This window comes from Celeribacter sp. SCSIO 80838 (assembly GCF_056498065.1).
Genome location: NZ_JAZKMA010000001.1, coordinates 1,158,325 through 1,169,819, shown reverse-complemented (window position 1 = coordinate 1,169,819; position 11,495 = coordinate 1,158,325). Strand labels below are relative to the sequence as shown.

15 protein-coding genes are annotated in these 11,495 nt (G+C 61.3%); 5 read left to right on the top strand and 10 right to left on the bottom strand.

What is annotated here, in order from left to right; translation table 11 throughout:
* Positions 1-8: 8 nt before the first annotated feature.
* The 10 genes from era to folK all read right to left on the bottom strand — a co-directional run bounded on the left by era (position 9) and on the right by folK (position 8,073).
* The gene (era, locus tag V1475_RS05730) at positions 9-923 is read right to left on the bottom strand and encodes a GTPase Era (RefSeq protein WP_434289356.1); all 915 of its coding nucleotides are present in this window, start codon (positions 921-923) and stop codon (positions 9-11) included.
* Positions 916-1,605: a ribonuclease III gene (gene rnc, locus V1475_RS05725; RefSeq protein ID WP_434289358.1), complete on the bottom strand. Its 690-nt coding sequence runs from the start codon at positions 1,603-1,605 to the stop codon at positions 916-918. The genes era and rnc overlap by 8 nt, the downstream gene beginning before the upstream one ends.
* Positions 1,602-2,384, bottom strand: a complete 783-nt coding sequence (lepB, locus tag V1475_RS05720; RefSeq protein WP_479411981.1) for a signal peptidase I — start codon at positions 2,382-2,384, stop codon at positions 1,602-1,604. Before lepB ends, rnc begins: the two co-directional genes overlap by 4 nt.
* A 100-nt stretch (positions 2,385-2,484) precedes the next feature.
* On the bottom strand, positions 2,485-2,889 hold the full coding sequence (gene acpS, locus V1475_RS05715; RefSeq protein WP_479411980.1) for a holo-ACP synthase: 405 nt from the start codon (positions 2,887-2,889) through the stop codon (positions 2,485-2,487).
* Positions 2,886-3,338 carry a hypothetical protein gene (locus V1475_RS05710; RefSeq protein ID WP_479411979.1) on the bottom strand — a complete coding sequence of 151 codons (453 nt, stop codon included), beginning with the start codon at positions 3,336-3,338 and terminating at the stop codon, positions 2,886-2,888. The genes acpS and V1475_RS05710 overlap by 4 nt, the downstream gene beginning before the upstream one ends.
* A 9-nt stretch (positions 3,339-3,347) precedes the next feature.
* Positions 3,348-4,097, bottom strand: coding sequence for a pyridoxine 5'-phosphate synthase (locus V1475_RS05705; RefSeq protein WP_479411978.1), 750 nt, complete (start codon positions 4,095-4,097; stop codon positions 3,348-3,350).
* A gap of 84 nt (positions 4,098-4,181) precedes the next feature.
* On the bottom strand, positions 4,182-4,832 hold the full coding sequence (locus V1475_RS05700) for a DUF2062 domain-containing protein (RefSeq protein WP_434289368.1): 651 nt from the start codon (positions 4,830-4,832) through the stop codon (positions 4,182-4,184).
* Between the two features lie 19 nt (positions 4,833-4,851).
* The gene (locus tag V1475_RS05695; RefSeq protein ID WP_434289369.1) at positions 4,852-6,969 is read right to left on the bottom strand and encodes a RelA/SpoT family protein; all 2,118 of its coding nucleotides are present in this window, start codon (positions 6,967-6,969) and stop codon (positions 4,852-4,854) included.
* A 45-nt stretch (positions 6,970-7,014) separates the two neighbouring features.
* A complete protein-coding gene (gene rpoZ, locus V1475_RS05690) occupies positions 7,015-7,368 on the bottom strand; it encodes a DNA-directed RNA polymerase subunit omega (RefSeq protein WP_066707970.1) in 354 nt (117 codons plus the stop codon).
* 96 nt (positions 7,369-7,464) lie between these two features.
* Positions 7,465-8,073, bottom strand: coding sequence for a 2-amino-4-hydroxy-6-hydroxymethyldihydropteridine diphosphokinase (gene folK / locus V1475_RS05685; RefSeq protein ID WP_479411977.1), 609 nt, complete (start codon positions 8,071-8,073; stop codon positions 7,465-7,467).
* A 138-nt stretch (positions 8,074-8,211) separates the two neighbouring features.
* Between folK and V1475_RS05680 the strand changes: the two genes are divergently transcribed.
* The 5 genes from V1475_RS05680 (at position 8,212) to V1475_RS05660 (ending at position 11,492) form a co-directional block, all read left to right on the top strand.
* Positions 8,212-8,772 carry a LabA-like NYN domain-containing protein gene (locus V1475_RS05680; protein ID WP_434289373.1) on the top strand — a complete coding sequence of 187 codons (561 nt, stop codon included), beginning with the start codon at positions 8,212-8,214 and terminating at the stop codon, positions 8,770-8,772.
* A 93-nt stretch (positions 8,773-8,865) separates the two neighbouring features.
* Complete coding sequence (gene ispH / locus V1475_RS05675) at positions 8,866-9,828, top strand: 4-hydroxy-3-methylbut-2-enyl diphosphate reductase (protein WP_479411976.1); 963 nt, start codon at positions 8,866-8,868, stop codon at positions 9,826-9,828.
* Positions 9,825-10,418 (top strand): class I SAM-dependent DNA methyltransferase, encoded by a 594-nt coding sequence (locus tag V1475_RS05670; RefSeq protein ID WP_479411975.1) that lies wholly within the window; start codon positions 9,825-9,827, stop codon positions 10,416-10,418. The genes ispH and V1475_RS05670 overlap by 4 nt, the downstream gene beginning before the upstream one ends.
* Positions 10,411-10,872: a ribonuclease HI gene (gene rnhA / locus V1475_RS05665; protein ID WP_479411974.1), complete on the top strand. Its 462-nt coding sequence runs from the start codon at positions 10,411-10,413 to the stop codon at positions 10,870-10,872. Before V1475_RS05670 ends, rnhA begins: the two co-directional genes overlap by 8 nt.
* Positions 10,869-11,492 carry a trimeric intracellular cation channel family protein gene (locus tag V1475_RS05660; protein WP_479411973.1) on the top strand — a complete coding sequence of 208 codons (624 nt, stop codon included), beginning with the start codon at positions 10,869-10,871 and terminating at the stop codon, positions 11,490-11,492. The genes rnhA and V1475_RS05660 overlap by 4 nt, the downstream gene beginning before the upstream one ends.
* Positions 11,493-11,495: the final 3 nt, after the last annotated feature.

Here is an 11,495-nt window from a genome sequence, read left to right as displayed (position 1 = left end):
TGCGGGGCTCAGTTTCCGTCTTTGAAATCGAGCCCCATTTCGCCGTAGCGCTCCGCCTCTTCAAGCCAGTTCGGGCGCACTTTCACCTGCAAAAACAGGTGAACCTTGCGGCCCAGAAACTCCGAAAGCTCCTCACGCGCGCTGCGCGAAATGCGTTTGATCGTCTCGCCGCCCTTGCCGAGAATGATCCCTTTGTGCCCGTCACGAGAAACGTAGATCACCTGATCGACACGGGCGGAGCCATCCTTGCGCTCTTCCCATTGCTCGGTCTCGACGGTGAGCTGATAGGGCAATTCCTGATGCAGGTTGAGGGTCAGTTTCTCGCGGGTGATCTCGGCCGCGATCATGCGCATCGGCAGATCGGCGATCTGGTCCTCGGGGTAAAGCCACGGGCTTTCCGGCAGCTCACGGGCGAGCCATTTGCGCAGATCGTCGACGCCTTTGCCCTTCTCCGCGGAAATCATGAAGGTCTCCACGAAGCTGCGGCGTTCGTTCATGCCTTTGGCCAGCGCGAGGAGCTTCTCCACGTCGACCATGTCGATCTTGTTGATCGCCAAAGCGATTTTCTGCTTCGGGTTCGAATGCTCGTCCAAAGCGGCCAAAATGGCCTCAACGCCCTCGGTGATACCCTTATGCGCCTCGATCAAAAGCACGACGATGTCGGCATCCGCAGCCCCGCCCCAAGCGGCGGAGACCATGGCGCGGTCGAGGCGGCGTTTGGGTTTGAAAATACCGGGCGTGTCGACGAAAACGATCTGGCTGTCGCCTTCCATCGCGACACCGCGAATGCGGGCGCGGGTGGTTTGCACCTTATGCGTCACGATGGAGACTTTCGCGCCCACCATACGGTTCAGAAGCGTCGATTTCCCGGCATTCGGCTCGCCGATCAGGGCGACAAAGCCCGCGCGTGTGGTCTCAGCCATTCGAGGCCTCCAGTTTTTGCAAAAGCGCCTTGGCGGCGGCTTGTTCGGCCTGACGTTTGGACGGGGCCTCTGAACGCTCAGACTCGCCGCTTTCCAGCGTGACGGCAATGGTAAAGACCGGCGCGTGATCCGGGCCTTTGCGCGACACCTCGACATAGCTCGGCGGTTTCTGACCGCGGGCCTGTGCCCATTCCTGAAGCGCGGTTTTCGGATCGCGGGCGTCGTCCTCGACCCGGTCGATGCGTTTGCCCCAAAGCCTGCGCACCAGCGCCTTCGCCACCTCGAAACCGGCATCGCGGTAAACGGCGGCGATCACCGCCTCCATCGCGTCGGCCAGCAACGCCTCTTTGCGGCGGCCACCGGACATCATCTCGGAACGCCCGAGTTTCAGCACCGCACCAAGGTCGATCTGGCGGGCCACATCGGCGCAGGTTTCCTTGCGCACCAGCGCGTTGAACCGGGGCGCGAGCTGACCTTCGGAGGCGGATTTGTCTTTCTCGAACAGGGCCTCCGCCATGGTCAGGCCCAACACCCGGTCGCCGAGGAATTCGAGACGCTGGTTGTCGGGACGGGTCGGAGAGGAGATCGAACTATGGGTGAGCGCGCGCAGCAGCAATTCGGGCTGAGAGAACTCATGCCCGAGCCGCGTCTGGAACGCACTTATATCGGCGGAAATCTTCACTGGAGAGCCTTGAAGAAGCGGTCTTTGCGCCAGTCCCAGAAATAGACAAGGCGGGAGCCGGCGGAAGAGAACATCACCCGGCTCACTTTGCCCAGAAGGTATTCTTCGGGAACGAAACCGACACCGCCAGCCGATTGTGCCAGACGGCTGTCGGCGGAGTTGTCGCGGTTGTCGCCCATGAAGAAGTAATTGCCTTCGGGCACGGTGTAGACCGGCGTGTTGTCGAGCGAGATGTTGCGAATGTTGAGGATCGAATGCTGACGGCCGCCCGGCAGGGTTTCGATGTATTTTTCCTTCACGCAATCGCCGCCTTCGCCGGGCGTGTTGGAACAGGCCGGATAATGGCCCGCAGCGCCTTGCTTTTCGAAGGTTTCGATAAAGGCCCCGTCCGGCGTCTGCGGCACTTCTTCGCCATTGAGGAAGATCACGCCATCGCGGATCTGGACCTGATCGCCGGGCATGCCGATCAGGCGTTTGACGAAGGTGCGGTGCTGGGTCGGATGTTCGAAGACGACGATGTCACCACGCTCGGGTTCGCCGTCGAGGATGCGACCGGAAATCGGGCAGAGGAAATTCACCAGCTTCGGGCAGGACCATTTCGAATAGCCGTAGCTCATCTTGTTGACGAAGAGGAAATCGCCGATCAGCAGCGTGTCTTTCATCGAGGAGGACGGGATGTAGAAGGGCTGGAAGAACAACGTCCGGAAAATACCCGCGATCAACAGCGCGTAGACCACGGTTTTGATGGTTTCGACCAGACTGTCCTTGGTGCTGCTCATCTTCTCGTCCTTTGGGAGAAACGGTTTTACGTCATGCGGGATATGAAAGGCGCGCGAGAGGGAGTCAAGCCAAACGCCCGTGAAGGCGGGGTTTTCGGGGTCAAACCGAGATCGGACGGGCCTCGATCACCACGAAAGCCTGCGCCCAGGGATGATCGTCGGTCAGCGTAACATGGATGATCGCCTCATGGCCCGGCGGCGTCATCTCATCAAGGCGCTCTTTGGCCCAGCCCGTGACTTCCATCACCGGTTGCCCGGAGCGGAGGTTCTTGACCGCCATGTCCTTCCACGAAATCCCCATGGCAAGACCCGTGCCAAGCGCCTTGGAACAGGCTTCCTTGGCGGCCCAGCGTTTGGCGTAGGTGCCCGCCACATCGCGGCGGCGTTCGGCCTTGGCCTGTTCGACCTCGGTGAAGACACGGTTCTTGAAGCGCTCGCCGAAACGGTCGAGCGTTGCGGAGATGCGGTCGATATTGGCGAGATCGGAGCCGATGCCGAGGATCATTCGACGCGGGCCCCTTCGGAAACGACAAGGTCGGGGGCGCTCTGGTCGATCCGCAGGGTGAGGGTGACGGGCAGGGCCTCCTCCCCCTCATAGCGTTCCCCCGGCAGGTCCAGTGTCAGACCGGTCGCGGGATCGTAACGCGCATTCAGCGCGGCGAAATCGAGCGAGAGATAGCCCATGTCCTCCGCCGCAGAGATCACATGGCACTGACGTTCGCCCAGCGCCGTATAGGGCGGGGTCAGGATCAGGAGATGAAACGCGGCGGCTGCCGGTTCGACCGTGTCGAGCAAGGCCACGCGGATCGCGCCATTGGCGAAACTGCGGCTGTTGTCCTCCCAAGGCTCGACAAGAGCCGCGCTTGAGGCGCGCCAGTCGCAAGGCGCGATCTCGGCCGCGAGAGCAGGCAGAGGCGAGAGGCAGATCGAGACAGCAAGCAGGGCGTTTTTCATCCTGTGAGCTTACCGGCTTGCGCGCACCTCGTCCATCAGGCGACGCATTTCCTGAATCGCCGGGATGATACCGCGGAAAATCGCTTCACCGATCAGGAAATGGCCGATGTTCAGCTCGGCGATCTCCGGCAGGGCGGCGATGGGTTGCACGGTGTCATAGGTCAGACCGTGACCGGCATGGACCTCGAGCCCCAAGGAATGGGCGAAAGCGGCCATGTCGGTGAGGCGTTTCAACTCGTCGTCGCGCTCGGAAAATTTGCCCTCCGCATGGAGATCGCAATAGGCCCCGGTATGCAGCTCGACCACCGCAGCACCGATGCGATGCGCCGCCTCGATCTGGGGTCTGTCGGCGGCAATAAAGATCGACACACGGGAGCCCGCATCGCGCAGAGGTGCGATGAAATGCGCCAAACGGTTTTCCTCACGCGCCACTTCAAGCCCGCCTTCGGTGGTGCGTTCTTCGCGCTTTTCGGGGACAAGACAAATGGCGTGCGGTTTGTGCCGCAGCGCAATTTTCTGCATCTCGTCGGTCGCGGCCATCTCCAGATTCAACGGCACGGAAAGGTTCGTCACCAGCGCCTCGATGTCCGCGTCGGTGATGTGGCGACGGTCTTCGCGCAAATGCGCGGTGATCCCGTCGGCCCCCGCCTCTTCGGCCAGTTTCGCGGCGCGCACCGGGTCCGGGTAGGCCGAACCACGCGCATTGCGCACGGTGGCGACGTGGTCGATGTTCATGCCAAGACGGAGTTTCTCACTCATGATCCTATTCCCAAACGGTTTGCGTTTGAGCGGACCATAGCGCGCGGGCCGGGAAAGAAAACCGACAATTTCTAATGGCGCCGATCAAGGCTTGTGCGCGGCTTTCTTGGCCTGTTTCTTGCGGCGCAGCTCTTCGAGCTTGGCCTTGAGCTTGCCGCGACGGCGCGCCTGATAGGCGGTGATCATCGGCAGGGTGATATAATAGGCCGCAAGCCCCGCAATGAGTCCGGGAATGATGCCTCCGACCAGATAGGGAAAGAAGATCTCGTGCAGGAAGCGGATCAGCGCGTCCCAGTTCGTGTCCCGGTCGGTGAAAAGCGCGAGGAAATTGCGCCAGAAATCGTCGGCGGCATCAAAGAATTTGCCGATGAAACTGCGCTCGTGATTCGGATCGAACCGGGTGCCCAGGAGGAAATGCCCCATCTTGAGCGAGATCACCCCGATCGGCACATAGGTCAGCGGGTTGCCGACAAAGGTCGCGAGCAAAGCGGCGATGACATTGCCGCGCATCAGCTTGGCCAGAAGCGCCGCGATGATGAAATGCAGACCGAAGAACGGGGTGAAAACGGTGAAGACGCCGGCGAAAACGCCCCGGGCGATCTTGTGCGGCGTGTCGGGAAGACGGTGCAGCCGGTGTTTCAGATATTGCACGGCCCGCCCCCAGCCGCGTTTCGGCCAGAGGGCTTGCGCCAGCCATTGCATCGGCGTCAGCTTATCCCGGCGTTTGAAAACCAACGTCTCTCCCGTGGGCCGCTCAGGGCCGTCTGTCCAAATTCCTGTACCGGCGCACCCGTGCCACGTCACTTTCCGCCTCGAGCGCCAGCATCACCGCATGAAGATGCTCGACGTCCCGCAGGTCCACATCGACGATCAGCCGATAGAAATCGGGCTTGCGATCCTCGAAGCGCAAATCCGAGATATTCGCCTTCTGCTCACCGATCAGCGTGCAGATCCGCCCGAGCACCCCGGTGTCGTTCGAGATCGTGATATCGAGCGTAACGGTATACTCCGGCGCATGTGGCCCGGAATGCCATTGCAGGTCGATCCAGCGGTTGGTCTCGGCCTCGAGCTCCTCGAGACAGGGGCAATCGATGGCATGGATCACCACGCCCTTGCCGCGATAGGTGATGCCGACGATACGCTCGCCGGGGACCGGTTGGCAACATTGCGCGCGATTGTAGCTTTCGCCCTCGGAGAGACCCAGAACCGCACGTTTCGAATCGATGGCCGAGCTTTCGCGCACCAGCTCCGGATAGACCGTGCGCACCACGTCGGAGGCGGCCAGCTCGGCAGAGCCCAGACGGGCCAGCAGCTCTTCGGCAGTGCCCAGAGACATCTGTTTCGCCGCGGTCGCCAGCGCCTTTTCAGACGCCTTCTTGCCGACATGTTCGAAGGCCACGCGGGCCAGTTCCCGGCCCAGCTTGACGAAACGTTCGCGGTCTTCCTCGCGCAGAGACTTGCGGATCGCCGCCTTGGCGCGACCGGTCACGACGATGTCGAGCCATGTGCCTTGGGGACGCTGGCCCTCGGCGGTGAGAATTTCCACCGACTGACCGTTTTTCAGCCGGGTCCAGAGCGGCACACGGATGCCGTCCACCTTGGCGCCCACGCAACTGTCGCCGATCCGGGTGTGGATCGAATAGGCGTAATCCAGCGGCGTTGCGCCTTTCGGCAGGGACACCACCTCGCCCTTGGGCGTGAAGGTGAAGACCTTGTCGGAATACATCTCGAGCTTGACGTGTTCGAGGAATTCGGAGTGATCCTCGGCATTCTCGAAACGCTCGGTGAGGCTCGCCAGCCATTTCGTCGGATCGACGGCAAAGGGGTTCTTCGCCCGCACGCCGTCGCGATAGGACCAGTGGGCGGCGACGCCCGATTCCGCGACCTCGTGCATCTGCCGGGTGCGGATCTGCACCTCCACCCGCTTGCCGTCGCGCCCCGACACGGTGGTGTGGATCGAGCGATAGCCGTTGGATTTCGGTTGCGAGATATAATCCTTGAACCGGGTCGGCACGGCGCGCCAGCGTTGGTGGATCACGCCGAGGACGCGGTAGCAATCCATCTCGGAGCGGGTGATGACGCGGAAGCCGTAAATGTCGGAGAGACGGGAGAAGCTTTGTTGTTTCTCCTCCATCTTGCGCCAGATCGAATAGGGTTTCTTGGCCCGCCCGAACACGTCGGCGTCGATGTCCTCGCGCTCCAACTCGGCGCGGATGTCGTTGGTGATCTTGTGGATCACATCGCCGGTCTCACGTTGCAGCGTGATGAAACGGCGGATGATCGAATTGCGCGCCTCCGGGTTGATGACACGGAAAGACAGATCCTCCAACTCCTCGCGCATCCACTGCATCCCCATGCGGCCCGCCAGAGGCGCATAGATGTCCATGGTCTCGCGCGCTTTCTGGAGCTGTTTCTCCGGGCGCATCGACTTGATCGTCCGCATGTTGTGCAGACGGTCGGCGAGTTTGACGAGGATCACCCGCAGGTCCTTCGACATCGCCATGAACAGCTTGCGGAAGTTTTCCGCCTGTTTGGTCTCTGTCGAGGAGAGTTGCAGGTTGGTAAGCTTCGTCACCCCATCGACCAGCTCCGCGATCTCTTCGCCGAATTTGCGCGCGACCTCCTGATAGGAGGCGCGGGTGTCTTCGATCGTGTCGTGGAGAAGTGCCGTGATGATCGTCGCATCGTCGAGCGATTGCTCGGTCAGGATGGCGGCGACGGCGACGGGGTGGGTGAAATAGGGTTCCCCGGAGCGGCGGAACTGCCCCTCATGCATCTCGCGCCCGTAGGCATAGGCCTCGCGGATCAGATCGGCATTTGTCTTGGGGTTGTAGTTGCGGACCAGTGCGATCAGGTCTTCGACGTCGATCATTTTGGTCCGCGAACTCCGTGGATTGGGGCCATAGGGCCCCGCATCTTAGTTTTGACCCTGCGCTTCCATCAGCGCGCGCAGCAGTTTCTCTTCGGACATGTCGTCCTCGACCGGCTTGTCGGCCTCTTGGCCCATGAGAAGCGCCATCTGATCGTCTTCCGGCTCATCGACCTCGATCTGGGTCTGATGGCTTTCGATCATCCGCTCGCGCAGCGCGTCGGCGGATTGGGTTTCCTCGGCGATCTCGCGCAGAGCGACGACCGGGTTCTTGTCGTTGTCGCGATCCACGGTCAGCGAGGAGCCTGCGGCGATTTCGCGGGCACGGTGTGCGGCGAGCATCACGAGCTCGAAGCGGTTCGGAACCTTGTCGACGCAATCTTCAACGGTCACGCGGGCCATGGGATCTCCAATCGTTCAGACGGGGGGTGCAATTCAAAGGCTCTATTTAGGCGCTCCCCCCGCCCTTGACAAGCGCCCTTTCCACTCATTCTACCCCTATTCGGGCAGGATTTCGAGGCCTGCGAGGGGTTTCACCTCGGATTTCTCCGCCTCGGGACGGGACGCGAGCATCTCCGCCACGGTTTGTCCGAGGATCGGGTGCCGCCAGTCGGGCGCGAGATCGGCGAAGGGAATCAGCATGAAAGCCCGGTCCTGAATGCGCGGATGCGGCAGGATCAGTTGGTCCGGGGCGCGCACGCTCTGCTCGGCCAAAGGCAGTGTGATCCAACTGTTTACAGAAGCGATGTCGGGCAGAACCTCGTCCTCCACCGCCATCAGATCGAGATCGATCGGACGCCCGGCCCAGCGGATCTTGCGCACCCGGCCGAAGGAATGCTCGACCTCATGGAGACGGGCAAGAAGCGCCTCCGGGGCGAGGCTTGTCTCGATCTCGGCGGCGAAATTGATGTAATCCGGCCCAGCCCCTTTCGGGAAACAGGGGGTCTCGTACATGCAGCTCACCGCCGTGATCGCAAGATCTGCGTCCTTCAAATCGCGCACAGCCGCGCGCAATGTCTCGATCGGCGCGCCGGCGGTCGACGGCAGATTCGCCCCAAACGCAATCCATGCGCGCCTTTTTGCCCAGTTGTCGGTTTGTTTACCCACCTGACCCGTTCGCCCTATATATTTAGACAAGTGTTGATTTGGCCGGTTTCATACTATTTCACTGTGCAGAAAGCCAAGAACAACTGACGCACCGCGTCCAGCGGTCGTCCAAAAAAGACAAGATAAAAGGACCTTTAGATGTTTTACAAAGATGAACGGCTTGCCTTGTTCATCGATGGTTCGAATCTTTATGCGGCAGCGAAATCGCTTGGATTCGATATCGATTACAAACTTCTCCGACAGGAATTCATGCGTCGCGGCAAACTTCTGCGCGCTTTTTACTACACCGCCCTTCTGGAAAACGACGACTATTCGCCGATCCGTCCGCTGGTCGACTGGCTGAACTACAACGGGTTCACCATGGTCACGAAGCCCGCCAAGGAGTTCACCGACTCGATGGGTCGCCGCAAGATCAAGGGCAACATGGACATCGAGCTCGCGGTGAATGCGATGGAGCTTGCGCCCCATGTCGATCACATCGTGATCTTCTCCGGCGACGGCGATTTCCGCCCGCTGGTCGAAAGCCTGCAACGCCAGGGCGTGCGCGTCTCCGTGGTCTCCACGATCAAGACCCAGCCGCCGATGATCGCCGATGAGCTGCGCCGTCAGGCCGACAATTTCATCGAGCTGAACGACCTCAAGGATGTGATCGGTCGCCCGCCGCGCGAACCGCGCGACGACGAAGGTTACGAGAACTGATCGAGAAAGCCCCCTCCCCGGGGGCTTTTCTTTTCCCCGTCGTTGCACTCGGGCACGTTCAAAGCTACCTCTGAAAAAGATCAGGAGCGCGCCATGACCGATACGACCCCCCCCCCCCCTCTCACGCTTTATCTTGCCGCGCCGCGCGGGTTCTGCGCCGGTGTGGATCGGGCGATCAAGATCGTGGAAATGGCGATCGAGAAATGGGGCCCGCCGGTCTTTGTCCGCCATGAGATCGTTCACAACAAATTCGTGGTCGACGGGCTCAAGGCCAAGGGCGCGATTTTCGTCGAGGAGCTGACCGATTGCCCCGACGACCGCCCGGTGATTTTCTCCGCCCATGGCGTGCCGAAAGCCGTGCCTGCCGAGGCCGCCAAACGCGAGATGGTCTATGTCGATGCCACCTGCCCGCTGGTGTCCAAGGTGCATATCGAGGCGGAGCGCCATCATGCCGACGGGCTTCAGATGATCATGATCGGCCACGCCGGTCACCCGGAGACCATCGGGACGATGGGACAACTGCCCGAGGGCGAGGTTCTTCTGGTCGAAACGCCCGACGATGTGCCGGGGCTTGAGGTACGCGATCCGGAACGCATGGCCTTCATCACCCAGACGACATTGTCGGTCGATGACACGGTCGATGTGATTGCGGCGCTCCGCGCGCGTTTCCCGAATATCGTCGGGCCGCACAAGGAAGACATCTGCTACGCCACAACCAACCGGCAGGCGGCGGTGAAAGCCATAGCCTCAAATATAGATGCTCTTTTGGTCATCGGTGCGCCGAATAGTTCGAATAGCAAACGTCTGGTCGAAGTGGGCAAAGCCAATGGCTGCGCCTATTCCCAGCTCGTGCAGCGGGCGCCTGACATCGACTGGCGCGCGCTCGAAGGCATCACTTCGGTCGGCATCACCGCCGGGGCCTCCGCGCCCGAGGTGCTGGTCAACGAGGTGATCGACGCCTTCCGCGCCCGCTATGACGTGACCGTCGAGCTGGTGGAAACGGCGCAGGAAAATGTCGAATTCAAAGTGCCGCGTGTGCTGCGGGAGCCTGCATGAGCGGGGGCGATCCGACCATTGCGATCTACGATGCGCAGGCCGGGGCCTATGCTGCACGCAACGCGCAGCTTTTTGAATTGCCGCAGGCGCAGGCCTTCGCAAACAAACTCCCCGAAGCCGCGCGCATCCTCGATTTCGGCTGCGGACCCGGGCAATATTCCGGCTGGTTCGCCAACCAGGAATTTCACGTCGATGCCTGGGACGCATCCGCAGAAATGCTGCGCCTTGCTGCGCAGCATAAGGGCGTTACGACCCGTCTGGCACGGTTCAACGAGCTGTCCGAGACAGGCCGTTTTGATGGCGTCTGGGCCAATTTCAGCCTGCTTCATGCCAAACGTGATGCCCTGCCCGATCTGCTCAGTCGCATTCACCGCGCGCTGAAACCCAAAGGTCTGTTTCACATTGCCATGAAACTGGGCGAGGGCGCCGGGCCGGACAAGCTTGGACGCTATTACACCTATTACGGCGAGGCGGAGCTTGAAGGGCTGCTCAACGCCGCAGGGTTTACGATCACGGATCGGCGACTGTTTGACGGCGTGGGGCTTGACGGCACCGCCGGGCGCTATATCACCCTGCTTTGTCATGGCTGAATTTTACGCATATACCGACGGGGCTTGCTCCGGAAATCCCGGCCCGGGTGGCTGGGGCGCTTTGCTTGTCGCGAAAGACGGCGACACTGTCCTGAAGGAGCGCGAGCTCAAGGGCGGCGAAGCGGAGACCACCAACAACCGCATGGAGCTTTTGGCGGCGATCACTGCGCTCGAGACGCTGGAACGTCCGTCGCATATCACGGTGATCACCGACAGCGCCTATGTGAAAAACGGGGTGACGGGTTGGATTCACGGCTGGAAGCGCAACGGTTGGAAAACCGCGGCAAAGAAACCGGTGAAGAATGTCGATCTTTGGCAACGCATCGACGAGGCGCAAAAGCGCCACGATGTGACATGGGAATGGGTCAAGGGCCACGCCGGTCATCCGGAAAACGAGCGCGCCGATGAGTTGGCCCGCGCGGGCATGGCGCCGTTCAAGAAAGCGGCGACATGACACCTCTGGCGGCGCTCGATTATGCCTCCGTGATCGTCTTCGCGATCTCCGGCGCGCTCGCCGCCTCCCGCGCCCAGCTCGATCTGGTCGGCTTTGCCTTTGTCGCCTGCCTCACCGCCGTGGGTGGCGGCACGTTGCGCGATGTGCTTTTGAACCGCGACGCCGTGTTCTGGATCGCCGACCCGACCTATATCGTCATCGCCTGTCTCGTAGCCGCCGTGGTGTTTTTCACCGCGCATCTGTTCGAGAGCCGTCAAAAGGCACTGATGTGGGCCGATGCCGTGGCGCTTTCGGTGGCGGTCGCCGCGGGGGCCGGGGTGGCGCTCAAGCTCGGGCAACCGCCGGTGATCGTGGCGCTCATGGGGGTGGCGACCGGCTGTTTTGGCGGGTTGATGCGGGATGTGGTCTGTAACGAAGTGCCCTTGGTGCTCAAGCAAGGCGAGCTTTACGCCTCCGCCGCGCTGGCCGGGGCGCTGGCGCTGCTTTTTGCGTCTTATATGGAGCTTCCGCGCGTTATGGAATTTATTCTCTGTGGCATTCTGACATTCACGCTGCGCGCAGGCAGCATGATCTGGGGCTGGTCTTTGCCGGTCTATAAATCGCGCCCGCCGAGGAACTGAGCC

Coding starts and splice junctions, on each gene's coding strand:
- era (WP_434289356.1), bottom strand. CDS start 923: ATGGCTGAGACCACACGCGCGGGCTTTGTCGCCCTGATCGGCGAGCCG.
- lepB (WP_479411981.1), bottom strand. CDS start 2,384: ATGAGCAGCACCAAGGACAGTCTGGTCGAAACCATCAAAACCGTGGTC.
- acpS (WP_479411980.1), bottom strand. CDS start 2,889: ATGATCCTCGGCATCGGCTCCGATCTCGCCAATATCGACCGCATCTCC.
- V1475_RS05710 (WP_479411979.1), bottom strand. CDS start 3,338: ATGAAAAACGCCCTGCTTGCTGTCTCGATCTGCCTCTCGCCTCTGCCT.
- V1475_RS05705 (WP_479411978.1), bottom strand. CDS start 4,097: ATGAGTGAGAAACTCCGTCTTGGCATGAACATCGACCACGTCGCCACC.
- V1475_RS05695 (WP_434289369.1), bottom strand. CDS start 6,969: ATGATCGACGTCGAAGACCTGATCGCACTGGTCCGCAACTACAACCCC.
- rpoZ (WP_066707970.1), bottom strand. CDS start 7,368: ATGGCCCGCGTGACCGTTGAAGATTGCGTCGACAAGGTTCCGAACCGC.
- V1475_RS05680 (WP_434289373.1), top strand. CDS start 8,212: ATGTTTTACAAAGATGAACGGCTTGCCTTGTTCATCGATGGTTCGAAT.
- ispH (WP_479411976.1), top strand. CDS start 8,866: ATGACCGATACGACCCCCCCCCCCCCTCTCACGCTTTATCTTGCCGCG.
- V1475_RS05670 (WP_479411975.1), top strand. CDS start 9,825: ATGAGCGGGGGCGATCCGACCATTGCGATCTACGATGCGCAGGCCGGG.
- rnhA (WP_479411974.1), top strand. CDS start 10,411: ATGGCTGAATTTTACGCATATACCGACGGGGCTTGCTCCGGAAATCCC.
- V1475_RS05660 (WP_479411973.1), top strand. CDS start 10,869: ATGACACCTCTGGCGGCGCTCGATTATGCCTCCGTGATCGTCTTCGCG.